Origin of the sequence: Mesorhizobium sp. YR577 (assembly GCF_900116595.1) — a bacterium.
GTDB lineage: Bacteria > Pseudomonadota > Alphaproteobacteria > Rhizobiales > Rhizobiaceae > Mesorhizobium_M.
Window position 1 is genome coordinate 66,638 of the sequence record NZ_FPBI01000018.1, and the last position, 22,741, is coordinate 89,378.

General features: G+C 63.1%; 28 protein-coding genes. 15 read left to right on the forward strand and 13 right to left on the reverse strand.

Annotated features, from left to right (window positions below):
• The first annotated feature begins 68 nt into the window (after positions 1–68).
• From hrcA to BM413_RS23525, 3 genes are all read left to right on the forward strand, one after another.
• Positions 69–1,145: a heat-inducible transcriptional repressor HrcA gene (gene hrcA / locus BM413_RS23515; protein WP_091917283.1), complete on the forward strand. Its 1,077-nt coding sequence runs from the start codon at positions 69–71 to the stop codon at positions 1,143–1,145.
• Between the two features lie 171 nt (positions 1,146–1,316).
• Positions 1,317–2,180 carry a DUF2189 domain-containing protein gene (locus tag BM413_RS23520; RefSeq protein WP_091917284.1) on the forward strand — a complete coding sequence of 288 codons (864 nt, stop codon included), beginning with the start codon at positions 1,317–1,319 and terminating at the stop codon, positions 2,178–2,180.
• 51 nt (positions 2,181–2,231) lie between these two features.
• A complete protein-coding gene (locus BM413_RS23525; RefSeq protein ID WP_091917285.1) occupies positions 2,232–2,429 on the forward strand; it encodes a hypothetical protein in 198 nt (65 codons plus the stop codon).
• 75 nt (positions 2,430–2,504) lie between these two features.
• Here BM413_RS23525 and BM413_RS23530 read toward each other — a convergent pair whose 3' ends face one another.
• Positions 2,505–3,095, reverse strand: a complete 591-nt coding sequence (locus BM413_RS23530) for a YceI family protein (protein ID WP_091917286.1) — start codon at positions 3,093–3,095, stop codon at positions 2,505–2,507.
• Between the two features lie 2 nt (positions 3,096–3,097).
• On the reverse strand, positions 3,098–3,700 hold the full coding sequence (locus tag BM413_RS23535) for a cytochrome b (RefSeq protein WP_091917287.1): 603 nt from the start codon (positions 3,698–3,700) through the stop codon (positions 3,098–3,100).
• A gap of 160 nt (positions 3,701–3,860) precedes the next feature.
• On the opposite strand from BM413_RS23535, the gene BM413_RS23540 reads away from it, so the two are divergent.
• The 3 genes from BM413_RS23540 to BM413_RS23550 all read left to right on the forward strand — a co-directional run bounded on the left by BM413_RS23540 (position 3,861) and on the right by BM413_RS23550 (position 6,477).
• Positions 3,861–4,475, forward strand: coding sequence for a LysE family translocator (locus tag BM413_RS23540; protein ID WP_091917288.1), 615 nt, complete (start codon positions 3,861–3,863; stop codon positions 4,473–4,475).
• Between the two features lie 150 nt (positions 4,476–4,625).
• A complete protein-coding gene (gene cysK / locus BM413_RS23545; protein WP_091917289.1) occupies positions 4,626–5,606 on the forward strand; it encodes a cysteine synthase A in 981 nt (326 codons plus the stop codon).
• Positions 5,607–5,856: 250 nt separating this feature from the next.
• The gene (locus BM413_RS23550) at positions 5,857–6,477 is read left to right on the forward strand and encodes a glutathione S-transferase family protein (protein ID WP_091917345.1); all 621 of its coding nucleotides are present in this window, start codon (positions 5,857–5,859) and stop codon (positions 6,475–6,477) included.
• A 28-nt stretch (positions 6,478–6,505) separates the two neighbouring features.
• Here BM413_RS23550 and BM413_RS23555 read toward each other — a convergent pair whose 3' ends face one another.
• The 4 genes from BM413_RS23555 to BM413_RS23570 all read right to left on the reverse strand — a co-directional run bounded on the left by BM413_RS23555 (position 6,506) and on the right by BM413_RS23570 (position 9,248).
• Entirely contained in the window at positions 6,506–6,970 is a 465-nt protein-coding gene (locus tag BM413_RS23555) for a thiol-disulfide oxidoreductase DCC family protein (protein WP_091917290.1), read from the reverse strand.
• 72 nt (positions 6,971–7,042) lie between these two features.
• A complete protein-coding gene (locus BM413_RS23560) occupies positions 7,043–8,317 on the reverse strand; it encodes an RNA polymerase sigma factor (RefSeq protein ID WP_091917291.1) in 1,275 nt (424 codons plus the stop codon).
• Positions 8,290–8,652 carry a YciI family protein gene (locus BM413_RS23565; RefSeq protein WP_091917292.1) on the reverse strand — a complete coding sequence of 121 codons (363 nt, stop codon included), beginning with the start codon at positions 8,650–8,652 and terminating at the stop codon, positions 8,290–8,292. The genes BM413_RS23560 and BM413_RS23565 overlap by 28 nt, the downstream gene beginning before the upstream one ends.
• A 137-nt stretch (positions 8,653–8,789) precedes the next feature.
• On the reverse strand, positions 8,790–9,248 hold the full coding sequence (locus BM413_RS23570; RefSeq protein WP_091917293.1) for a winged helix-turn-helix transcriptional regulator: 459 nt from the start codon (positions 9,246–9,248) through the stop codon (positions 8,790–8,792).
• 90 nt (positions 9,249–9,338) lie between these two features.
• Here BM413_RS23570 and BM413_RS23575 point away from each other — a divergent pair, with 90 nt between their 5' ends.
• The 4 genes from BM413_RS23575 to BM413_RS23590 all read left to right on the forward strand — a co-directional run bounded on the left by BM413_RS23575 (position 9,339) and on the right by BM413_RS23590 (position 14,446).
• Entirely contained in the window at positions 9,339–10,628 is a 1,290-nt protein-coding gene (locus BM413_RS23575) for an MFS transporter (RefSeq protein WP_091917294.1), read from the forward strand.
• A gap of 152 nt (positions 10,629–10,780) precedes the next feature.
• Positions 10,781–11,740, forward strand: coding sequence for a TAXI family TRAP transporter solute-binding subunit (locus BM413_RS23580; RefSeq protein WP_091917295.1), 960 nt, complete (start codon positions 10,781–10,783; stop codon positions 11,738–11,740).
• A gap of 226 nt (positions 11,741–11,966) precedes the next feature.
• Positions 11,967–14,078 carry a TRAP transporter permease gene (locus BM413_RS23585; RefSeq protein ID WP_091917296.1) on the forward strand — a complete coding sequence of 704 codons (2,112 nt, stop codon included), beginning with the start codon at positions 11,967–11,969 and terminating at the stop codon, positions 14,076–14,078.
• Entirely contained in the window at positions 14,075–14,446 is a 372-nt protein-coding gene (locus BM413_RS23590; RefSeq protein ID WP_091917297.1) for a DUF1850 domain-containing protein, read from the forward strand. The genes BM413_RS23585 and BM413_RS23590 overlap by 4 nt, the downstream gene beginning before the upstream one ends.
• On the opposite strand, the gene BM413_RS34035 is transcribed toward BM413_RS23590, so the two are convergent.
• Positions 14,440–14,571: a hypothetical protein gene (locus tag BM413_RS34035; RefSeq protein ID WP_091917298.1), complete on the reverse strand. Its 132-nt coding sequence runs from the start codon at positions 14,569–14,571 to the stop codon at positions 14,440–14,442. The two genes, BM413_RS23590 and BM413_RS34035, sit on opposite strands and share 7 nt — an antisense overlap.
• A 416-nt stretch (positions 14,572–14,987) precedes the next feature.
• Here BM413_RS34035 and BM413_RS23600 point away from each other — a divergent pair, with 416 nt between their 5' ends.
• Positions 14,988–15,494, forward strand: a complete 507-nt coding sequence (locus BM413_RS23600) for a YciE/YciF ferroxidase family protein (RefSeq protein WP_091917299.1) — start codon at positions 14,988–14,990, stop codon at positions 15,492–15,494.
• Between the two features lie 204 nt (positions 15,495–15,698).
• Here BM413_RS23600 and BM413_RS23605 read toward each other — a convergent pair whose 3' ends face one another.
• Entirely contained in the window at positions 15,699–16,379 is a 681-nt protein-coding gene (locus BM413_RS23605) for an ArsR/SmtB family transcription factor (protein WP_091917300.1), read from the reverse strand.
• A gap of 70 nt (positions 16,380–16,449) precedes the next feature.
• Here BM413_RS23605 and BM413_RS23610 point away from each other — a divergent pair, with 70 nt between their 5' ends.
• The 3 genes from BM413_RS23610 to BM413_RS23620 all read left to right on the forward strand — a co-directional run bounded on the left by BM413_RS23610 (position 16,450) and on the right by BM413_RS23620 (position 17,423).
• A complete protein-coding gene (locus tag BM413_RS23610) occupies positions 16,450–16,674 on the forward strand; it encodes a DUF1127 domain-containing protein (protein ID WP_091917301.1) in 225 nt (74 codons plus the stop codon).
• A gap of 75 nt (positions 16,675–16,749) precedes the next feature.
• Positions 16,750–17,082, forward strand: coding sequence for an NIPSNAP family protein (locus BM413_RS23615; protein ID WP_091917302.1), 333 nt, complete (start codon positions 16,750–16,752; stop codon positions 17,080–17,082).
• On the forward strand, positions 17,079–17,423 hold the full coding sequence (locus BM413_RS23620) for an antibiotic biosynthesis monooxygenase family protein (protein WP_091917303.1): 345 nt from the start codon (positions 17,079–17,081) through the stop codon (positions 17,421–17,423). The genes BM413_RS23615 and BM413_RS23620 overlap by 4 nt, the downstream gene beginning before the upstream one ends.
• Here the strand turns inward: BM413_RS23620 and mbfA are convergent.
• A complete protein-coding gene (gene mbfA, locus BM413_RS23625) occupies positions 17,420–18,403 on the reverse strand; it encodes an iron exporter MbfA (protein WP_091917304.1) in 984 nt (327 codons plus the stop codon). The two genes, BM413_RS23620 and mbfA, sit on opposite strands and share 4 nt — an antisense overlap.
• Before the next feature lie 166 nt (positions 18,404–18,569).
• On the opposite strand from mbfA, the gene BM413_RS23630 reads away from it, so the two are divergent.
• Complete coding sequence (locus BM413_RS23630) at positions 18,570–18,887, forward strand: hypothetical protein (protein WP_091917305.1); 318 nt, start codon at positions 18,570–18,572, stop codon at positions 18,885–18,887.
• A 12-nt stretch (positions 18,888–18,899) separates the two neighbouring features.
• On the opposite strand, the gene BM413_RS23635 is transcribed toward BM413_RS23630, so the two are convergent.
• From BM413_RS23635 to BM413_RS23650, 4 genes are all read right to left on the reverse strand, one after another.
• Entirely contained in the window at positions 18,900–20,036 is a 1,137-nt protein-coding gene (locus tag BM413_RS23635; protein WP_091917306.1) for an ABC transporter permease, read from the reverse strand.
• Positions 20,033–20,950 carry an ABC transporter ATP-binding protein gene (locus BM413_RS23640; protein ID WP_091917307.1) on the reverse strand — a complete coding sequence of 306 codons (918 nt, stop codon included), beginning with the start codon at positions 20,948–20,950 and terminating at the stop codon, positions 20,033–20,035. The genes BM413_RS23635 and BM413_RS23640 overlap by 4 nt, the downstream gene beginning before the upstream one ends.
• 122 nt (positions 20,951–21,072) lie before the next feature.
• Entirely contained in the window at positions 21,073–22,017 is a 945-nt protein-coding gene (locus BM413_RS23645; RefSeq protein ID WP_091917308.1) for an HlyD family secretion protein, read from the reverse strand.
• Entirely contained in the window at positions 22,014–22,712 is a 699-nt protein-coding gene (locus BM413_RS23650; RefSeq protein WP_091917309.1) for a DUF1956 domain-containing protein, read from the reverse strand. The genes BM413_RS23645 and BM413_RS23650 overlap by 4 nt, the downstream gene beginning before the upstream one ends.
• Positions 22,713–22,741: the final 29 nt, after the last annotated feature.

Below are 22,741 nucleotides of genomic sequence, written 5' to 3' on the forward strand. Positions count from 1 at the left end.
GGAAAACCGGCCATGTTGTGTTCCGGCGCCAGCCATCTATATCTTGATTCCGGAGGTTTGGTGAAACCATGACGAAACCTGTGCTGGATCCGACATTGCAATCGCTCGACATGCGCTCGCGCGATATTTTCCGCCGCATCGTCGATTCTTACCTTTTGGACGGCGAGCCCGTAGGCTCGCGCAGCCTGTCGCGCATGCTGCCCTCGTCGCTGTCGCCGGCTACCGTGCGCAATGTGATGAGCGACCTGGAGCATCTCGGCCTCGTCTATGCGCCGCATATCTCGGCCGGCCGCCTGCCGACGCAGAAGGGCCTGCGCTTTTTCGTCGATGCCTTCATGGAATTGGGCGACCTCTCGGACGAGGAGCGCCGGGTCATCGACGCGCAGGTGAAGGCCGCAGGCAGCGGCGCCACGCTGGAGCAGATGCTGACGGAAGCCAGCCAGATGCTGTCGGGCATGTCGCGCGGGGCAGGACTGGTCCTGGCGACCAAGAACGAAGTGCCGCTGAAGCATATCGAGTTCATCCAGCTCGAGCCGCAGCGCGCGCTGGCAGTGATGGTCTCGCAGAACGGCGACGTCGAGAACCGCGTCGTGGAACTGCCGCCCGGCGTCACCACCTCGCAGCTGCACGAGGCGTCGAACTATCTCAACGCTCATATCGGCGGGCGCACACTGGCCGAGGCGAAGGCCGAGATTGCGCGGCTGAAGGAAGAGACCAAGGCAGCGCTCGACACGCTGTCGCAGGACCTTGTCGAAAAGGGCCTCGCCGTGTGGGGTGGCGGCGGCGTCGAGAGCGGCCTGCCGTCACGGCTCATTGTGCGCGGCCGCGCCAATCTGCTGGAAAACGTGACGGCGCAGGCCGATATCGAATTGCTGCGGCATCTCTTCGAGGATCTCGAGACCAAGGAAGGCATGGTCCAGCTTCTCGATCTTGCCGAAGCAGGCTCCGGCGTACGTATTTTCATCGGCTCGGAAAACAAGCTGTTTTCGCTCTCAGGCTCGTCGCTGGTCGTCGCGCCCTATCGCGACAAGGATGCCCGCGTCGTCGGCGCGCTCGGTGTCATCGGCCCGACACGGCTGAACTACGCCCGCATCGTGCCGATGGTCGATTACACGGCGCAGCTGATCTCGCGCATGCTGCGATAAGCGCACGCGCCAGAGCGAATTCTGAAAAGGTTTTCAGCGCTTTCACCTTCGTGATGCGACAAAATGGCTCAGGCTGTGTATAGTCCGGTCACTGCAGGTCGCGGCCCGTCGAGCGGCATGCTTCGACGGCTCCCTAAACCACCGCGACTTTCAAGCAGCGGAGGTATGAGAATGGCACAATTTCATGTCATGGCAGGCGCCGGCGAGACCTATAATCATGTCGCCGTGCGCAAGATCAGCTTTTCCGACGTCACGGCCTCTCTGAGGCAGGGTGCTGAGGATTTCTGGGAAAAACCGTCTCACTATGTTTTCCTGTGCATAATCTATCCGCTCGTCGGCGTCGTGCTGGCGACCTGGACTTCCGGCAACAATGCCTTGCCGTTGCTGTTTCCGCTGATGTCCGGCTTTGCCCTGCTTGGGCCGATCGCCGCGATAGGACTTTATGAGATAAGCCGCCGCCGCGAACTCGGCATGGATACGTCATGGGTTCATGCCTTCGACGTTCGCCATTCGTCGGCGCTGCCGTCGATCGTCGCCGTCGGCATCTGGCTGTTTGCGCTGTTCATCGCCTGGCTGCTCGTGGCGCAGGCGATCTACGCCATGACCTTCGGTTCCGAGCCGCCGACGTCGATCGGTACCTTCATCAGGGACGTGCTGACGACAGATCGTGGCTGGTCGCTGATCCTGTGGGGCAATCTGGTCGGACTGGTGTTCGCCATTGTCGCGCTCGCCACAACGGTCATTGCCTTCCCGCTGCTGCTCGACCGCGATGTCGGCGTCATTGCGGCGATGGAAGCCTCGGCCCGCGCGCTCATCGTCAATCCGCTGCCCATGCTGTTCTGGGGGCTTCTCGTGGCCGTCGGACTGGTCATCGGCTCGATACCGTTGTTCGCCGGATTGGCTGTCGTCATGCCGATTTTCGGCCACGCGACATGGCATCTCTATCGCAAGGTGGTGGAGCCGAGCGTGACGGCAAGCTCGAAAGCTGCGGAAAAACGGCGCGGCTCCCTCAAGGCAGCAGCAAAGCGAGCGTAGTACCTGCGCGCCATCGGGTGTAGGCTGTGGTTTCGATCACAGGAGGCACCGATGGCACTGGAACAACTCAAGGCGCAGATAAGTCTCCTGCTCGAGCAGATGATCGAACAGCCCGAAGACGCTCATGAAGTGCATGAGCGTCTTCGCGAAAAGCTGAACGAATTGCGTGCCATGGGCATGCCGCTGCCGGCCGATCTCGTCGACCTCGAACGCAAGCTGGACGCCGGCTTTTACGAAGAGGGCAGCTGACCATGATCCCGAAAAGTGGGCACCGGTTTTCGGAAAAGATCATGGTCAAACAGAAAGACTGACCTTTCGTGCCGGTCAACGTGTTCCCTGCAGCACCATGTCGAACTTGACGACATTGGAGTAGATCGGCGTGCCGACATCCATGCCGTAGGGCGAGCGCAGGATTTTTCCCTGCACGCGGAAGGTTATCTTGCGCTTGGTGCGGTCGCTGACGCTGGCATCGAACTGCGCCGGGCGTGTCTTGCCACGCGCCGTCAGCACGCCGTCGATGCGGGCGCTGCTGGCGCCCGTTTGCGTGATGCCGGTGGAACGGAACGAAATCTCGGGAAAGTTTGCGACATCGAACACCGCGTCCGAGCGCAGGAAGTTTTCCACGCGCGCCTCACCGGTGCGCACGCTTGCCGGCAGCAGCGTGAAGCTGACATTCGACCGCCCGATATCCTTGCCGTCGATGCGGAATATGCCGCGAAATTCCCCGAAATCGCCGGCGATGCCGCCGCCGCCGACCTGCGCAACGCTGAAGGCGATGCGAGAGGAGGGAGCGATGCTGTATTTACCCGCAGCCTCGGCCAGCGGGTCGGCATGGGCGGGCAGGCCGGCCAACAGTGCGGCCAGGCCGGCGCTCAGGACTGTGTTGCGTGACGATTTCCAGACATGCGTCGACATTGTCATCTCCCGGCGGCTTTCTGACCTTTGACGGTCCCGCGGTTTGGGCTTTCTGCGCCCGGTTGCAGCATGCGTTTAAGAATGCCGTCGCCGAGCCAGAAATGATGGCGCAGCGCTGCCAGCATGTGGCCTGCGGCGATAGCGGCCGTGCCATAGGCAACCCACCAATGAACGTCCCGCCAGAAATTCTCGGATGCTTCGGATGGCGCGAGCGGCAGATGGGGGACCACGACGAGATTGAATGCGAAGCTTGGAATCTGCAGCGTCGAGGTCGAAACCAGTGCCCAACCGGTCAGCGGCACGGCGAGCATCAGGACGTAGAGCGATGACTGGACGAGCTTCGCGGCCAGCCATTCGGCGCGGCTGAAATAACTTGGCCGCGCTGGTCGCCTGTTGGCGAGCGCCCATAACAGCCGCAGTGCCGCCAGCGCCAGGATGAGGAAGCCGAAAGATTTGTGCCATTGGATCAGCGTGAACTGCAGCGCCATGCTCGCCACCCACTGCGTCGTGAGGCCGAGCAGTATCTGGCCGACAAACAGCGCCGCGATCGTCCAGTGAAACAGGATCGCGATCAGCCCGTAGGCGTTGTCTCTATTGCGAAGCATCGGTGTCTCGGCACGCGGCGGTTACGACAGACAACGTTGCGCGTCTGGATATCTTCCTCCCTGGCCGAATAAATTCATAGGCCGCTGCCGATTTCTGGCCTATTTGCAGCGCTTAATGTCCGTGCGATTATCGCTTTCCGAAAATTGTCGAGTTCGATCCATGACCCTTGCAGGCTTCGTTACCTATGCCGGCGCGCTGGCAATCGCCGCCGCGATCCCTGGACCCGGCGTCACCGCGCTGGTGGCGCGTGCGCTTGGCTCGGGGTTCCGCTCGTCGCTTGCCATGTCGCTGGGGCTGATCTGCGGCGATCTCACCTATCTGACGGCGGTCGTGCTGGGCCTGGCTCTGGTGGCGCAGACCTTCGGCACGGTGTTCCTCGTCATCAAGTGGCTCGGCGTCGCCTACCTCGCATATCTCGCCTGGACCTTCTGGACGAGCGGCATCACGCCGGAAAACATCGAGGCGCGGAAGGGCAAGGGCGGATTGTTCACCAGCTTCCTGGCGGGGCTGACGGTGACGCTCGGCAACCCCAAGACGATGATCTTCTATCTGGCGCTGACGCCGACATTGGTCGATCTGCGCACCATCACAGTGGCCGACTACGGCATTCTGGCGGTGGTGACCGTGCTGGTGCTGCTTGTCGTTCTGGTTCCGTATCTGGCACTGGCCGCGAAAGCGCGCTGGCTCTTGAAGACGCCGCGTGCGCTGCGGGCACTGAACCGCACGGCAGCTGTTTTCATGGCGGGAGCCGCCGCAGCCATCGCCTCCCGCTGAGGGGCGATTTCGCGCCAAATAATTCTCCAATTTCGCGAATCTAGAAAACGTTTTTCTGGTGTTTCGGCTTTTTAAGCACGCCGCCCACTCGGTTTTTTCGGGCGGCGCGCCTATTGTTGCGTCCGAAATTCCAATGTGGGAGCCATATCGATGAACAAGCCCGTCACCAGCGCGCGCGCCCCCGGCCGCGGCCGTGTCTACAACTCGATCACCGAGACGATCGGCGACACGCCGCTGGTGCGCCTTGACAAATTCGCCAAGGAAACCGGCATCGTCGCCAACCTCATCGCCAAGCTCGAATTCTTCAACCCGATCGCCAGCGTCAAGGACCGCATCGGCGTTGCCATGATCGAGGCGCTGGAAGCTGCCGGCAAGATCACGCCCGGCAAGACCACGCTGATCGAGCCGACCTCCGGCAATACCGGCATTGCGCTGGCCTTCGCCGCCGCCGCCAAGGGCTACAAGCTGATCCTGACCATGCCCGAAACCATGTCGCTCGAGCGCCGCAAGATGCTGGCGCTGCTGGGTGCCGAACTGGTGCTGACCGAGGGGCCGAAAGGCATGAAGGGCGCCATCGCCAAGGCTGATGAACTGGCCGCCACGCTGCCTGACGCGATCATTCCGCAGCAGTTCGAAAACCCGGCCAATCCCGAAATCCACCGCCAGACCACCGCCGAAGAAATCTGGAACGACACCCATGGCGAGGTCGATATCCTCGTTTCCGGCATCGGCACCGGCGGCACCATCACCGGCGTCGGCCAGGTGCTGAAGAAGCGCAAGCCGGGCGTGCAGGTCATTGCCGTCGAGCCGGAAGCCTCGCCCGTTCTGTCGGGCGGCCAGCCCGGCCCGCACAAGATCCAGGGCATCGGTGCCGGATTTGCGCCAAAGATCCTCGACACCACGATCTATGACGAGATCGTGCAGGTCTCCAACGACGATTCCATCGCCAATGCCCGCCTCGTTGCCCGCCTCGAAGGCGTGCCGGTCGGCATCTCGTCGGGAGCAGCCCTTCAGGCGGCAATCGTCGTCGGCTCGCGTCCGGAAAATGCCGGCAAGAATCTTGTCGTCATCATCCCGTCCTTCGCCGAGCGGTATCTGTCGACCATTCTCTTCGAAGGCCTCGGCGGCTGAAAATTCAGGTGAGGCCGGCCTGCAAATGATGATTGTCTGCGCTTCCGGTGCCCATGGACAGAATGTCCACTCCGCTCCGGTTCTCGAAAATCACCATTTTCGGCTCGGCCTGACCTGAATTCCGAACCGTCTCGATTATTCTTACTTCCGGCGAAAAAATTGCGTGGCGGACGCGCGGACCGGTTGAGAATTTGCCGGTTTGTCTGTCATATCCCTGCCGACCGGCGCTGTGCCGGTTGGCGGAGGCACCATGTACACACTCTATACGCGCCCCGGCAGCGGCGGCTTCGTGGTCGAGGCAGCGCTCGAACTGGCGGCTGCACCCTTCGAGCGGGTCAACGTCATCAAGTCTGCGCGACCTGATCCCCGTTTTCTGGAAATCAGTCCGCTCGGCCAGGTCCCGGTCCTGGCCTTGCCGGAGGGGCAGACGATGACGGAATCGGCGGCAATGTGCATTCTGCTGGCAGAGCGCCATGCCGACGCCGCTCTTGCGCCGGCGGCAGGCTCACCCGCAAGGGCCGACTTCCTGCGCTGGATGGCTTTCCTGTCCTCGGTCATGTATCCGGCGATCCTGCGCTACTACTATGCGCCGCGCTACACGGCTGATGCCGATGGCGCCGACGTCGTCAAGGAAGCGGCGGTCGCTGAATTCGAGCGCGGCCTCTCGATCATGGATGAGTGGCTCGAAGGGCGCGACTGGCTGGCCGGCGACGATTTCTCCACGGCCGATATCTATCTGCTGATGCTGGCTCACTGGCATCCGCAATGGACTGACACTCACATTATCTGGCCGAATATCGAGCGGCTCTGCGACGCGCTGCGGCAGCACCCGGTGATCCTGAAGCTGAACGTCACGCACGAGCTTTGGTGAATACGCTTGCCGGCGAATGTCGGCCTGCTCAGTCGATAATCCGCTTTCTGAGCTCGCCGGATGGTATCTCGCAACTGTCCTTGCGACCGAACAGGGCATAGCGGTTTTGCGCGATCAGCCGGTAGAGGCGGTCGCGTAGCGGAAGCGGCAGGATTCTCAAGACGCGCGCCGCCCGCCACGGCCAGCCTAGTGCATCCGCCGTGGCGATCAGGCTGTCGAGCCGCTGATAGGCGGTGCCGTCGATGATGACGAGATTGGTCTCGTAGAAATCCGTGCGCAGCCCGTACTTCTCGTAAAGCGCCTGGCCGAGGGGCGATTGCGCGGTGGCGAAGCGAAAGCGCTTTTGCTGGTCGAGCCGCACCACCATGCGCGCGAAGCCCGAGCACAGCACGCATACGCCGTCGAAGACGATCAGCGGTTGCCGCGCATCGTAAGTACGGTTGGGAGAAGGCGTGTCGCTGTCGGCGTGGCTGATATCAGTCTCGTGTCGCATCAGTCCCAAGCTATGCAGCCTGCGGCCCGTTGCAAGCCGTCACCGTATCGCGCAACGGGAATGTGATCGGCTTCAGTTCCGCAGCCGCGCACGGCGTTCCTGCAGGAATTTGCGGATCGCCGGGTCGGTCTCGAGGCCGATCGCCATGCCATAGGCCTCATGCGCCTCGGATGGCTTTTGCGCCAGGGTCAACAGTTCGGCGCGCGCGGCCCAGTAAGGTTGATAGGTCAGCAGCCGCTTGTCGTCGACAAGCGCCTCCAGCAACTTCAGGCCGGTGGCTGTGTCGCCCGCATGTGCCAGCGCGACCGCGTGGTTGATGGATACGACCGGCGACTGCGTCATGCGGGATAAAGCCTCATAAAACCGCGCTATCGCCTGCCAGTCTGTTTCGCCGGTCAGGCGTCGTGCCGCATGTGCCGACTGCACCGCCGCCTCCAACTGGTAGCGCCCGATCTTGCCCATGGTGCCGGCTCGGCGCAGCAGCGCTTCGGCCTCATCGATCAGCCCGCTATCCCACAGCTTGGTGTCCTGCTCGGCCAAAGGCACATAGTCGCCACTGCCGTCCCGCCGGGCCACCCGTCGCGCCTCGGCGAACAGCATCAGCGCCAGCAGCCCCAGCGTCTCCGGCTCATCCGGCATCAGCGATGCCGTCAGCCGGCCGAGCCAGATGCCTTCGGTTGCAAGGTTCCTGCGCCGGCTTTCGGTTCCGGCCGGGTCTGTCCAGCCCTCGGCGAAGGCGGCGTAGATCGCTTCCAGCACCGCGTCGAGCCGCTCGTCGAGCGCGTCGCGCTCGGGAATGCGGAAGGGAATGCCAGCCTCACGAATGCGGTTCTTGGCGCGCACCAGCCGCTGCCCCATCGTCGCCGGCGAGACGAGGAAGGCCGAGGCGATGGCGGCGGCGTCGAAGCCGAGGATCGTCTGCAGGATAAGCGGCGCGCGGATGCTCTGTTCGATCGCCGGATGGGCGCAGGCAAACATCAGCCGCAGCCGCTCGTCGGGCAGGTCGTCTTCCATGGATGAGGCCTCGATTTCCGCGGCGATCAGTTGCAGATGCGCGGCACCCTCGGCACTGGTCCTGCGCCGACGGATCACATCTACGGTGCGCCGCCGCGCCACCACCACAAGCCAGCCTTCCGGATTGGCCGGCACGCCGCTTGCCGGCCATTGTTCGAGTGCTGCCGCAAAGGCATCGGCGAGCGCATCCTCCGCACTCGCGACATCGCCGCTGCGCGAGGCCAGAATGGCGACAAGCTTGCCGTAGCTGCGGCGCGCGGCTGCCTCTGCCGCCGCGCGTCCATCGGTTTCGGTTGCCGGCTGCTTCACTGCGCGACCGATGTCGCTTCCCATATCGGCCGAACCTCGATGGTGCCGTGGTTCGCACCAGGACAGCGCGCAGCCCAGGCGATTGCGGAATCGAGGTCTTCCGCCTCGATGATGTAGTAACCGCCGATCTGCTCGCGTGTTTCGGCATAAGGGCCGTCGAGCACACTCGTTTTGCCGTCGGCAATGCGCACCTGCGTGGTCGTTGCGCTCGGCGTCAGGCGGTCGCCGGAGAGATAGACGCCGGCTTTCTTCAGCGCTTCATTGTAGGCGCCATAGGCGGCGAGCATTTCATAGCCCTTGTCTGCCGGGGTCTTCGGCATCTTGCTTTCGTCGAGATGGATGAAAAGCATGTAGCGCATGGTGATCTCCTCTTGTTACCAAGGCCGCGTCGTTGCGTGCCGAACCAATGTCGCGCGGCACAGCGCGATTTCGACAGGCGTCGGAAAAATCTTCGGCTTGGATATGAAGTTACGCAAGAGCCGGTTTTTCGCGGGGATCAGTCCTGATCCGGCTCGGGCACTTTGAGGATGACGGTGTTGTCCGGTCCGGCAGGCCGCCCGTCGTTGACACGCACATCCAGCCGCACCGGCAGGCCGGTGTCCCGCTCGACAAGCTTGGAATGTTCTTCACCGGGCGCGAACAGATGCTGCTCGCCCCATTGCCTCAGCGCCACCATCACCGGGAAGAGGTCGCGTCCCATCGCGGTCAGGCGGTATTCCTGATGCGCACCGCCATCGGCCGCCGGAACCGCCTCAAGGATGCCGCGCGCGATCAGCGTGCGCAGCCGTTCGGAGAGAATGTTCTTGGCAATGCCGAGGCTTTTCTGGAATTCGCCGAAACGCGTCAGCCCGTCAAACGCGTCGCGCACGATCAGCAGCGACCACCAATCGCCGATCACATCCAGCGATCTCGCGCTCGGGCAGTAATCTCCCTTCAGGCTTCTTCGCTTGACCATGCCGCCTCCAATTTCGGTTGCATTATAAAACCTTGTTTGCTATCGATCAAATGGTTTCATAATAAAACCTATTCCATATCGGAGCTTACAATGCGATCGACAAACGAGGTGGCGTCCGCCGGCGCCGCGAGCGCTGGCGCGTGTCTTCAGGCAAGCGAACTCGACAAGGGCAACGAGCGGCTCTCCTCCGGCCTCTCGCGCCCTGTCGTGCTGCTGTTTGCCGTGGCGAGCGGATTAGCCGTCGCCAATGCCTACTTTGCCCATCCGCTGCTCGACGTGATGGCCGACGATCTCGGCATCGCCCGCGCCACCGCCGGGCTGATCGTCGGCTTTACGCAGCTCGGCTACGGGCTGGGCCTCGTCCTGCTGGTGCCGCTTGGCGATCTCGTCGACCGGCGCAAGCTGGTGGTCGGCCAGTCGCTTCTCTCGGTTTTGGCGCTCGTCTCGGTCGGTTTCTCGACGACGGGCGCCATGCTGCTGGGCTCCATGGCCGCGATGGGCTTGATGGCTGTCGTCACGCAGGCGCTTGTCGCCTATGCCGCAAGCCTGGCGCGACCGGCCGAGCGCGGGCAGGTGGTTGGCGTCGTCACCAGCGGCATCGTGCTCGGCATTCTGCTTGCGCGCACCGTGGCGGGCACGCTCACCGATCTCTCGGGCTGGCGCACGGTCTATTTCGTTTCCGCAGTGCTGACGCTGATCATCGCCGCACTGCTCTACAAGGTGCTGCCGGCGCAGGAGCCGCAGAACAAGCGCATGTCATATCCGCGCCTGATCGGCTCGCTCTTCACGCTATTCGCTGAGGAGCCTGTGCTTCGCATTCGGGCGATCATCGCCATGCTGATCTTTGCCGATATCACGACGCTGCTGACGCCCTTGGTGTTGCCGCTGAGTGCGCCGCCCTTCTCACTGTCTCACACGGCCATCGGCCTTTTCGGATTGGCAGGTGCCGCAGGTGCGCTCGGTGCGGCGCGAGCAGGGCGCTGGACCGATCGTGGCTTCGGCCAGCGCACGACTGGCATTGCGCTGGCGCTGATGCTTGTCGCGTGGTTGCCGATCGCGCTGCTGCCGCATTCGATCCTGTGGCTGATCGCCGGCGTTCTGATCATCGATTTCGGATTGCAGGCCGTGCACGTCACCAACCAGGGCATGATCTACCGCGTCCGGCCCGAAGCGCAGAGCCGGCTGACCGCGGCCTATATGGTGTTCTATTCGATCGGCAGCGCTCTTGGTTCCTCACTGTCGACGATGATCTACGCCTACGCCGGGTGGACCGGCGTCTGCTTGCTCGGGGCCGGCATCAGCGCCCTGGCGATCGCCTTCTGGGCCGCGACGCTGCGTGCGACGCCCGCAACCGCCACGCAGGCGATAGGGATCAACTGACGTTATGCGGGAGAGTTGCCAGGGCCCTTTCTAAACCCTTCGTCGCACAAGCGACGATTGCGGGTTGGCATTTCCGGTTCGCTCTCTAAACTCGCACCGGTTGTGCCGGGTGGAGCGGTGGCGCGGCAAGGAAACACGAGGGAGGAAATTGCATGCTTAATCTGAAAACGAAGATTCTGGCAGCCGGCGCCGTCGCGCTGTCTTTGGGCCTGGGCAGTGTCTCGGCCAGGGCGGCCGAATTCATCAACGTGCTGACAGGCGGCACTTCGGGTGTCTACTACCCGCTTGGCGTGGCGCTGTCGGAAATCTACGGCAAGGGCATCGAGGGTGCGCGCACGCAGGTGCAGGCAACCAAGGCCTCGGTCGAAAACCTCAATCTGCTTCAGCAGGGCAAGGGCGAGATCGGCTTTTCACTGGGCGATTCCGTGAAGCTTGCTGTCGAGGGCCACAAGGAAGCCGGCTTCCCCGGCAAGCTCGACAAATTGCGCGGCATCGCCGCCATCTACCCGAACTACATCCAGATCGTCGCCAGTGCCGATTCCGGCATCAAGACCCTGGCCGACCTGAAGGGCAAGAGCCTGTCGGTCGGCGCGCCGGCCTCCGGCACCGAGCTCAATGCCCGCGCGATCTTCGAGGCTGCGGGCCTCAAATATGAGGACCTCGGCAAGGTCGAATATCTGCCCTTCGCCGAGTCGGTCGAACTCATCAAGAACCGCCAGCTCGACGCCACGCTGCAATCCGCGGGCCTCGGCGTCGCCTCGATCCGCGATCTCGCGACCTCGCTGAAAATCAACGTCGTGGCGGTGCCGAAGGCCGACGTCGAAAAGATCGGCACGCCCTATCTCTCGGTCATCATTCCGGCCGGCACCTATGACGGCCAGGACGCCGATGTCGAAACGGCAGCCGTCGGCAATTTCCTCATCACCCATGACGGCGTCTCCGACGAGACTGCCTACCAGATGACCAAGCTGCTGTTCGACAATCTCGACAAGCTGACGGCAGCCCACGCCGCTGCCAAGGCGATCGACCCCGCCAAGGCGCTGGACGGCATGCCGGTGCCGCTGCATCCGGGCGCGGAACGTTACTACAAGGAAAAGGGGCTGTTGAAGTAGTTCGCGACTTTCCCTCCCCCTTGAGGGGAGGGTGGCCCGTAGGGCCGGGTGGGGTCGTTGCGGCAGTGCTCCACATCCCTTTGCGCTGGCGAGCTGCCGCGCTGACCCCACCCGCCTCTCGGAGCCTGTCCTCGGGCTTGCCTTCGGCAAGACCCGGGGGCTCGGCACCCTCCCCTCAAGGGGGAGGGATAGATGCGTCGCCGTCCCGCTCATGAAAGTCCTCGCAATGACTGAAACGCAGCACCAAACCCCCACCGTCATTTCCCCCCACGTCGAGGAGCCGATCGAAGGCCTGCCGCCCGGCTTCGGCGAGGGCATCGCCGGAAAAATCGCCTTCTGGATCGCGGTGGCGTTTTCGGCCTTCCAGCTCTACACCGCCGCCTATGGCGCGCTGCCGAGCCAGGTGGTGCGGGCCATGCATGTCGGCTTCCTGCTGCTGCTCGGCTTCGCGCTCATCGCCAATCTGCGCGCCAAGACGACCGCGGGAAAAGCCTGGTTCTGGCTGCTCGGCATCGTCGGCTTCCTCACCGGCATCTACAACTGGGTCGAATATGTTCCGCTGATCCAGCGTAGCGGCTTCCTCACCCATGTCGATCTCTTCGTCGGCGTAGTGCTGATCGCGCTGGTCTTCGAGGGTGCTCGCCGCCTGATGGGCCTGCCGCTCACCATCATAGCCGGGCTGTTCCTCGCCTACTGTTTCTTCGGCAATTATTTGCCGGATCCTTTCGTGCATCGCGGCTACAGTTTCGACCAGATCATCGAAAACTTCGCCTATGGCACAGAGGGCATCTACGGCACGCCGATCTATGTTTCGGCCGCCTATATCTTCATCTTCGTGGTCTTCGCCGCCTTCCTCGAACGTGCCGGCATGATCGCGCTGTTCAACGATTTCGCGCTCGGCCTCGTCGGCAGCTGGCGCGGCGGGCCGGCGCAGGTCTGCATCCTGTCGTCGGCGCTGATGGGCACGATCTCGGGCTCGGGCGTCGCCAATGTCGTCGCCAGCGGCCAGTTCACCATCCCGCTGATGAAGCGCTTCGGCTTCCGTTCGGCTTTTGCCGGCGGCGTCGAGGCAACGTCGTCCATGGGCGGGCAGATCATGCCGCCGGTCATGGGCGCGGTCGCGTTCATCATGGCCGAGACGCTGAACGTGCCCTATGCGGCGATCGTGAAAGCCGCGATCATCCCTGCGCTCCTCTATTTCGGCGCCTGTTTCTGGCAGGTTCATCTCGAAGCCGGCAAGGCCAATCTGCGCGGCATGGACAAGGCGACGCTGCCCAACCCATGGAGCGCGGTGAAGCAGCATTGGCCGCTGGTGCTGCCGCTGGCGGCTCTCGTCTACCTGCTCTTTGCCGGCTACACGCCGATCTTCGCCGGCACGATGGGCCTGGCGCTGACGGTCGTCCTGATCCTTGGCACGCCGCTGGCAGCACTCATCGGCCCCTTCGCCTTCCGCGTCGTCTTCTGGATCGCGCTCGGGCTGGCGGCAGCCGCCTTCATGAAGTTCGGCGTCAACATCCTGGCCTTGGTCATCGGCGCGCTGGTGATCGCCTGCGCGCTGTTCAAGGGCGGCCGCGAGACGCTGGTCATTTGCGTCGACTCGCTGGCCGAAGGCGCCAAGAACGCGCTGCCGGTCGGCATCGCCTGCGCCATCGTCGGCATCGTCATCGGCACGCTGACGCTGACCGGCATCGCTTCGACCTTCATCGGCTGGATCATCTCGATCGGCGAGAACAACCTGTTCCTGTCGCTGGTGCTGACCATGCTCACCTGTCTCGTGCTCGGCATGGGCATCCCGACGATACCGAACTACATCATCACCTCGTCGCTGGCCGGCCCGGCGCTGCTGGAACTCGGCGTGCCGCTCATCGTCAGCCACATGTTCGTCTTCTATTTCGGTATCATGGCCGACCTGACGCCGCCGGTGGCGCTGGCAGCCTTCGCCGCGGCACCCATGGCCAAGGAGTCCGGCCTCAAGATCGGTATCCAGGCAACGAAGCTTGCGATCGCCGGTTTCGTCGTGCCCTTCATGGCAGTCTACACGCCGGCGCTGATGCTGCAGGATGCCGGGCCGATGGCGGCTGCCTACGGCTATCCCGTCGAGGTCGTCTACATCGTCTTCAAGGCCTGCCTGGGCATCGTCCTTTGGGGTGCTGCCGTGGTCGGCTTCCTGGTCGTGCGCATGGCTATCTGGGAGCGCGTGGTTGCGTTCGCGGCCGGTGTCCTGCTGGTCGTCGCACTGCCGCTGACCGACGAGGCCGGCTTCGCGCTCGCTGCCATATGGATCGGCTGGCACTGGTGGCGCGCACGCACGGCGGGTGATGCGCCGGCGCCGGCATGAGCCTCTGCATCCTCGCCGCCGGCAAGGTCACGGTGATGGCGGCGACCGCCTTCACGCTGTCCTGGACCCATTCGGTGCAGAAGACGCGCTGGGAAGAGGCCTGGCGGGTGACGCCTGCCGGCCTCGAGATTGTTCAGGCGCGCATCAAGGGCTCGGGCGCCGGCATGGAGCCGCCCGAGGATGCCGTGCTGAAGGATGGCTGGTGGGTCTATGCGCCGAAGCTGCCGACGCGGCCGGAGCTTGTGCTGGCCGCGTCAGGCGCGACGGGCGAGGGCTGGTCGCTTTGCGCGAAAAGCCAATGCACCGTTATCGGCGCTGCCGCAGGCGCGCCGGTCACGATCAAACCGTGTGAGGAATCCGCTCAATGAAAGGCAGCGCGGCGGGCGCAGGCGGGACCGGGTCCGCGCATGTAATGACGCTCCGGGCGGTAGGTCGGCGCGACGAATTCGCGGAGCGCTACTGCGTAGTTGGTGATGCGGTGCCAGAGTGCCATTTTCTTAAGTCCCAAGTCCCTCGGATGTCCCTTCCGAATATGGACGCGATTGTTAGGCTATTGTCGTGAATAGACGGTGAATGCGCTGTTAACTTCTTCACAAAACCGGCCCCGATCATGGCCGAAAAGCGTTGGTTTGGCGGTGTTTTGCTGGCGATCGTCGTGATTCCACCGACTGTGCCTTTTGCGCCACATATTTTGCGTTGAATCGGCAGCTCGCGCAAAAACTGACCTGCATCGATGCGGGACCAAGTTTTTCCGTTTCGATGAAGATTTGAAGGAACCGTGCCCGCATCGGCACGTTGGCTAATGGACCGGGGAGACCTGGCCGATGGAGCACCGGTTCGACCGGCCTCCCTCGAGCATCCGTGCTCAAAAACTTCCCACATCAACGTGAAACAGGAAGGGCCGAAACCATGGGCTTTTTTTCGAAAGACATCAAAACACTCGACGATCTTTTCGTGCACACGCTGCAGGACATCTACTATGCCGAAAAGCAGATCGAGAAGGCATTGCCGAAGATGATCGACAAGGCAACGAACGCCGACCTCAAGGTTGGCTTCCAGAAGCATCTTCAGGAAACCAAGGGCCATATCGAACGCGTCGAGCAGGTGTTCGAGATGCACGGGGTCACGGCCAAGGGCGTCAATTGCCCGGCCATTGACGGCATTCTGGAAGAGGCCGACGAGGTCAGCGGCGACATCGACGACAAGCAGGTTCTGGATGCCGCGCTTATCGCGTCCGCTCAGGCTGTCGAGCATTACGAGATCACGCGCTACGGCACCTTGGCCGCCTGGGCCAAGCAGCTTGGCCGCGACGACTGCGCCGCCGTGCTTGTGAAGAACCTCAAGGAGGAGGAAGCGACCGACAAGAAGCTGACGACGCTTGCCGAGGGTAACATCAACCTGCAGGCCGCCGAGTAGCGCTCGGTGAGCGGTTCATCGGTTTATGCGATTGGCGGCAGTTAAGAACAGTCGTCATCCCGGGCGGAGCATGAGCGCAGCGAATGCAGAGACCCGGGACCCATTCCGGAACAACGAATCTCACGGAATGGGTCCCGGATAGCCTTCGCTTCGCTACGGCTTCCGGGATGACGCCGCGCTTTTTTCCTAACCGAGAGCTTTTGCCTAACTGAGAAAAGCCTTCTCGAATTCCTTTTTGCCGGCAGGCGAAAATACGACCGCACGGCTTTCGGCGTCGCGGCGCGCCCATTTCTCAGTGAGGATCTTGTCGAAGATCGCGGCACCCAGCGTGCCGGCCAGATGCGAGCGCCGTACGCTCCAGTCGAGGCAGGCGCGGCAGACCTGCCGGCGGGATTTCTTCAGCGTTTCCGGCTCGATGCCGACCGCCTGGAAATAACCGGTGCCGGCCTTTCCCATCGTGATCTTGTCGCCGTCGCGTAGAAGAATCTTGCGCGCCAGAAAGCCGTCGAGCATCGCCACGGCGTGGTCGCCCGCGAGATGGTCGTAGCAGATGCGCGCTTCCCGCATCGTCGCGTCGCGCGGGCCGGGGCGTACGCGCTGCGGCCCGGACGTGGCGGCCACGCCCATGATCGATTCCAGCATGCTGGCCACCTGCGTGCTGGCAAGGCCGTAATAGCGGTGGCGCCCCTGTGCCGCGAGCGACAGCAGCCCGCCCTCCATCAGCTTCGACAGATGCGAACTCGCCGTCTGCACGGTGACGCCGGCTTCCAGCGCCAGTTCGCTGGCCGTCAGCGCGCCGCCACCCATCAGTGCCGTCAGCATGTTGGCGCGCGCCGGGTCGCCTACCAGGCTGGCAATGCGCGCTATGTCGGGGCCGTTCTTCATAGTTCGATGCTAGTCGAAGCATTCGTGTGCTGCAAGCTGTATTCTCTGTTGCATGACGATGGAGAAAAACATGACCGATACCGCCCTTCGAGACGCTGCGAATTTGGGGCAACCCGAGAGGCCCGGCTCTGCCTTCGCACCATTCCTCCGGTTCTGTCGCTGCATCGTTTCCCGCTACGAGCGCTGGCTGCAGCGCCAGGATCTTGCCGAACTTGACGATCACCTGCTGCGCGATATCGGCATCTCGCCGCACGACGTGGCGCGCGAATGCGCCAAGCCGTTCTGGCGGCGCTGAGCATGACAGATCGACCAGCCGGATGTTTCGATGAAGATCGAACCATTCCCCTCCCGCAATCATGAGGAAAGAAAAATGACCATCACCTGTTTCATCCGCTATGAGATCGATCCGTTCGGCAAGGCCGACTTTGAGGAATATGCGCGCAATTGGGGCCAGGCGATCCCGCGCTGCGGTGCCGATCTCATCGGCTATTTCGCCCCGCATGAAGGCTCGGCAACGACCGCCTACGGCGTCTACAACATCGAAAACCTCGCCGCCTACGAAGCCTACCGCGCCAGGTTGACTGCCGACCCGCTCGGGAGAGAAAATTACGCTTTCGCCAAGGAGAAAAAATTCATCCGCCGCGAGGACCGCATCTTCCTGAAACTGGCCTCGGGGCCGCACGCCGCAAAGGTCTTGCCATGATCGCAGTCATCTTCGAAGTCACGCCCGCCGAAGGCAAGCGCGACGCCTATCTCGGCATCGCCGGCAATTTGAAGCCGCTGCTCGAGAGCATGGACGGCTTCATCTCGGTCGAGCGGTTCCAGAGCCTGACCAATCCCGACCGGATGCTGTCGCTGTCGTTCTGGCGCGATGAGGAGGCGGTCAAGGCGTGGCGCAACACCGAGGAACACCGGCAGGCGCAGAAGGCCGGACGCGGCGGCATCTTCGAAGGCTACCGCCTGCGCATCGCCCATGTCGTGCGCGATTATGGGCTTGATGAAAGGGCGGAAGCGCCGGCGGATAGTCTGGTGGTGAATGGCTAAGCATTCCCGATCAGCACACCCGCCGCCAGCACCAGCGCGCCGCCGAGCACCACTTGCAGCGTGGCGCGCAGCCAGGGCGTTTCCATGAAGCGGTTCTGGATGAAGACGATGGCCCAGAGCTCGATGAAGACCACGATCGCGGCGATGGTCGTTGCCGTCCAGAAGTCTGCAATCAGATAGGGCAGGGCATGTCCAAGCCCGCCGATCGCCGTCATGATGCCGGAAGCCAGTCCGCGGATGACCGGCGAGCCCCGACCGGAAATCTTGCCGTCGTCATGGGCGGCCTCGGTAAAGCCCATGGAAATGCCGGCACCCACGGAAGCCGACAGGCCGACCAGAAACGTCTGCCATGTGTCGCCCGTGGCAAAGGCTGCGGCGAAGATCGGCGCCAGCGTCGACACCGAACCGTCCATCAGGCCCGCCAGTCCCGGCTGCACCATGGTCAGGATGAATTGCCGCCGCTCGGTCGCGGCTTCCTGCGATTTCACGTCGTCGGTCAGGTGTTTCTGGCCGAGCCGAACGGCCAGCGACTCGTGCACTTTTTCGGCCGCCGCCAGATCGCCGAGCAGCTTGCGCGTCGAGGCGTCGGAGGTGCGCTTTATCGCCTCGATATAGAAGCGGTAGGCCTGGTCCTCCATCTGCTCGGCCATGGCGCGCACCTTGTCGAGGCCGAGCGGGCGCACGAGCCAGTCGGGCCTGCGTTCATACCAGCCGCGCACATGCTCGCGCCGGATCAGCGGAATGCGCTCGCCGAAGCGTTTGCGGTGGAGTTCGATCAGCACGGCGCGGTGGCCGTCTTCTTCCTCCGCCATTTCCTCGAACACCTTGGACGAGTCTGGATATTGCTCCGAGAGGCCGTCGGCATAGGCGCGGTAGATGCGCGCATCGTCTTCTTCCGACGAGATTGCAAGCGCCAGGATTTCCTGTTCCGACAGGGATTCGAAGGGGCGGCGGTCGAAACCGAAAACGCGGGAAAGCATGAGTGCAAATACCTAGTTTAGAATAGTTCTAAACTAGGATCATGTCCCGCCGCGGTCAATGGCCGGGGCAGGGTGGACCGCCGCGACAAAAAAGCAGGCGCCGGTCTTTTTATAGCCATACCTTCACCTATATAGGCTAAGCTATACTCATAAGAAGGAAGTCGCGATGTCGGCCAAGAAGCAGCCCCTCGATCCCAAGCCCGTGCTCGAACTCATCGCCAGCATCGAGTCCGATCTCGAACGCCTCAAGGGCATGCTCCAGCCGCCGGCACAGAAATTCGACCCCGCTGACCCGCGCAACAAGACCTGCGATGGCAAGCTGACCGCCGACGGCGTCGAGTGCTGCTATCGCCTGTTCGACGAGGGCAAGAGCCGCTATTCGGTGGCCCAGGCGATGAAGATTTCCTTCGCCGCCGCAACCCATCGCCTCAACGCCTGGCGCAAGGCCGGCGGCGACAAGCGCAAGAGCGTGCTGCTGGGGTAAGGAGAAAAGCCCTCAATCCAGCGTCCGCCGGAAGCGGAACAGCGCCAGCCCTGCAAACAGGAACACGAACAGCACCAGTGCGCTGACCTCTCCCGCAATCGCCTGGAAGTCGGCACCCTTCAGCATCACCGCCCGCACGATGCGCAGGAAATGCGTCAGCGGAAAAATCTCACCCAGAACCTGCGCCCAGTCCGGCATGCCGCGATAGGGAAACATGAAGCCCGACAGCAGCAGCGACGGCAGGAAGAAAAAGAAGGTGAGCTGCATCGCCTGCATCTGCGTGCGCGCCATGGTCGAGATGGTGTAGCCGAGCAGCACCAGCGACAGCACGAACACCAGCACGGCCGACAAGAGCAGCGAAAGTGAGCCGACGAAGGGGATAGCAAACAGCAGCTTGGCTGCCACCAGCACCACCGCCACCTGCACCGCGCCGACCACGAGGAAGGGCAGCACCTTGCCCAGCATGATCTCGGCCGGGCTCGCTGGCATGGCCAGCAGGTTTTCCATCGTGCCGCGCTCGGTCTCGCGCGTCAGCGCCATGGAGGTCATCATCACCATGGTCATCTGCAGGATGACACCGAGCAGGCCGGGCACGATGTTGTATTGCGAGATGCCTTCGGGGTTGTAGCGTTTGTGCACGACCACCTGAAGCTGGGTCTTGGCGGTCTCGGCGGCTTCGGCCTGCATGCCCTGTTCGCGCAGCAGCGCCTGGCTTGCCACAGTGCTCAGCGTCGAGACCGCGCCGCTCGCCGCCGAAGGATCTGTCGCATCAGCCTCGATCAGGATCTGCGGGCTGTCGCGCCGCTCGACGCGCCGTGCAAAATCCGAGGGAATGGTGACGACGAAGGAAACGGCGCCCTTGGCCATCAGTTCTTCGGCCTCCGCCGCACTCTGCGCCACATAGTCGAAACGGTAGTAGTCGGTCATCTGCAGCGCCGACACCATGGCGCGGGTGTATTGGTCGTTGCTGGTGGCGACGAGGGCCGCCGGCAGGCTTTTCGGATCGCTGTTGATGGCGAAACCGAACAGTACCAGTTGCATCAGCGGCACGCCCAGCATCATGGCGAAGGTGATGCGGTCGCGGCGCATCTGGATGAATTCCTTCATCAAAAGCGCGCCGAGGCGGGCGAAGGAAAACATAGCGTTCATGCCATGTTGTCCTTCGACCCAGCCATGAACTGGATGAACACGTCCTCCAGGCTGGTTTCGCCCGGCTCAACCTTCGTGTCCTTGCGCGCCTTGATCTCCTTCAGTGCCGCTTCGAGCAGCTTGCGGTCGGAGCCGACGACATGCAGCGTCGTGCCGAAGGGCGCGACCTGCTCGACGCCGGGCTTGCCTTCGAGTGCTGCCGCGACCTCGTTCAGTCTCGGCCCGCTGACCACGAAGGTGCTCAGCCCGGCATTAGCGATCACCTCGTCGACCGTGCCGGTGGCGAGCAGCTTGCCGTAGGAAATGTAGCTGATGCGATGGCAGCGCTCGGCCTCGTCCATGTAGTGGGTCGAGACCAGAACGGTCAGCCCGTCTCGCGCCAGCCGGTGGATCTCGTCCCAGAATTCGCGCCGCGCCTTGGGGTCGACGCCGGCGGTCGGCTCGTCGAGCAGCAGCAGCTTCGGCTTGTGCATGATGCAGGCGGCGAGCGCCAGCCGCTGCTTCCAGCCGCCAGAGAGCGTGCCGGCCAGCTGGTCGCGCCGTGAGGTCAGTCCCAGCTCTTCCAGCGTTCGGCCGACATGCTCCTCCACCGGCCGCAGCTGGTAGAGCCTTGCGACGAATTCGAGGTTTTCGCCGATGGTCAGGTCTTCATAGAACGAGAATTTCTGGGTCATGTAGCCGACCTCGCGCTTGATCTTCAGGCTGTCGGTCAGAAGATCGTAGCCGAGCACCTGGCCGTCGCCTTCGTCGGGCGTCAGCAGCCCGCACATGATGCGGATCGTCGTCGTCTTGCCCGAGCCGTTCGGCCCGAGAAAGCCGACGATCTCGCCCTCGGCCACGCTCATCGTCACATGATCGACGACGGTTTTCGTGCCGAAGCGCTTGACCAGGTTGTGGACTTCGATGGCGTTCATTGTGCATCGCCTTCGGCGATGCAGTGAATAGTGAGTAGTGAATAGCGAGTAGAGGAAACTATCTTTGACATGGCCGCGCTCAATCCGGATTTAACTACTCACTACTCACTACTCACTACTCACTACTCCCCTAAAATCACATCCACGATCTGCCCCGGCTGCAACGGCGTCGCATCGCCTTCCGGCCGTGCTTCGATGAGGTAGACCAGCTTCTGGCGCGTCTCTAGCGAGTAGATGACCGGCGGCGTGAACTCGGGGTCGGGCGAGACGTAGCTCACCTTCGCCTTCAAATCCGGGCGGCAGCCGTCGCAGCGCACCGACAGTTCCGTGCCGATCTTGACCGACGAGAACTGCGCTTCCGGCACATAGACCTTCAGCTTCACCGCTCCGTCCGGCAGCATGGAAATCACTGGCGCGGACGGTCCGGCGACGTCGCCGGGATTGCGGATGACGTCGCTGACGCGGCCCGGCGCAGGCGCTTCGATGGTCCGCTTGGAAAGCTGCCAGCGCGCCTGCTCGAGTTTGGCTTGCGCGACCTTCACCGCGTTCTCCGCGGCCTTGATCGTCTCGGGTCGTGCCGGCAGGCGCCCGACTGCAAGATTGGCCGTGCTCTGTCCGATCGCTGCTGCCGCGACCTCCATTTTCGTAGTCGCATCGTCCAGCTGCGCCTGCGTGGCGACGCCCCGCTTTGTCAGGTCTTGCGTGCGGCTCAATGTGCGCTGGGCGTCGTCGGCCTGCGCCTTGGCCGATTGCACTGAAGCTTCCAGCACGGCGATTTCCTCGGGCCGCTTGCCGATCTGAAGGTCGGCAAGCTCGGCCTGTGCCTGGGCAAGGGCGGCTTCTGCCTGCGCGACGGCGATCTTCGCATCAGCGTCTTCCATAAGCGCGATCGGCTTGCCGGGCTCGGCGCGGTCGCCGCGCTTCACCGCGATAGAACGCACCTGCGCCACCTCGATCGGCGCCAGCAGAACATAGTCGCCCTCGACATAGCCGACGGCCAGCGGCGCTTCGCCCGCGCAGGACGAAAACAGCGAGGCGGCGAGAGGGATGGCGCAAAGAAAGCTCATGGCTTCCTGCCTTTCCGGGAGTTCAGGATTGCATCGAGATTATGCCCGGCGACCGTCGCGATCTTGGCCGCGTCGGCCTGGCCGATTTCGCTCCAGCCCATACGCCGCTTCACGGCCTCGCGGCCGATGCGGAAATAGACGACCTGCCCAATAAGCGTGAAGACGACGAGCTTGGTTTCTTGGCTCTCGGCGGCTTCGCCGGTGGCAGCCTCCCACATCGCGCAGAGCCGCTTGTGGGTCGGTTCGAACACGCCGCTATAGATGCGGTCGAGTGCGGCTGTCGGATGGGCAAGTTCGCGCAGCAGGAACTGCACGATCTCGCCAGCCTCGGGCTGCACGACGACGAAAGCGACCATGCGCTCGAGTGCCGCCCGAAGCTGCGCGTGTGCGGCCTCCGGCGTGATCTTCGCCCCGCCAGCAAGCTCGAAATTGCCCAGCGCCTGGCCGGCAATGCCCTGGATGGTCGCGACGATATAGTCCGCCGCTGCCGTCCTCAGCCCCTCCTTGCCGCCGAAGTGATAGGCGATGGAGCCGATATTGGCATTGGCCTGGGCGGCGATCTCGCGCGTCGACGTGCCCTCGAAGCCCTTGGCCCCGAAAAGCGTCAGCGCTGCGCGAATGAGCGCGGTCCGCGTCTGCTCAGCGGAGGGAGACGATGCTGCCTGCGTGTTTGTTAAGCTCGGTTTCCTGATCATGCCTCATAGTTTAATCAATCGAATGATTA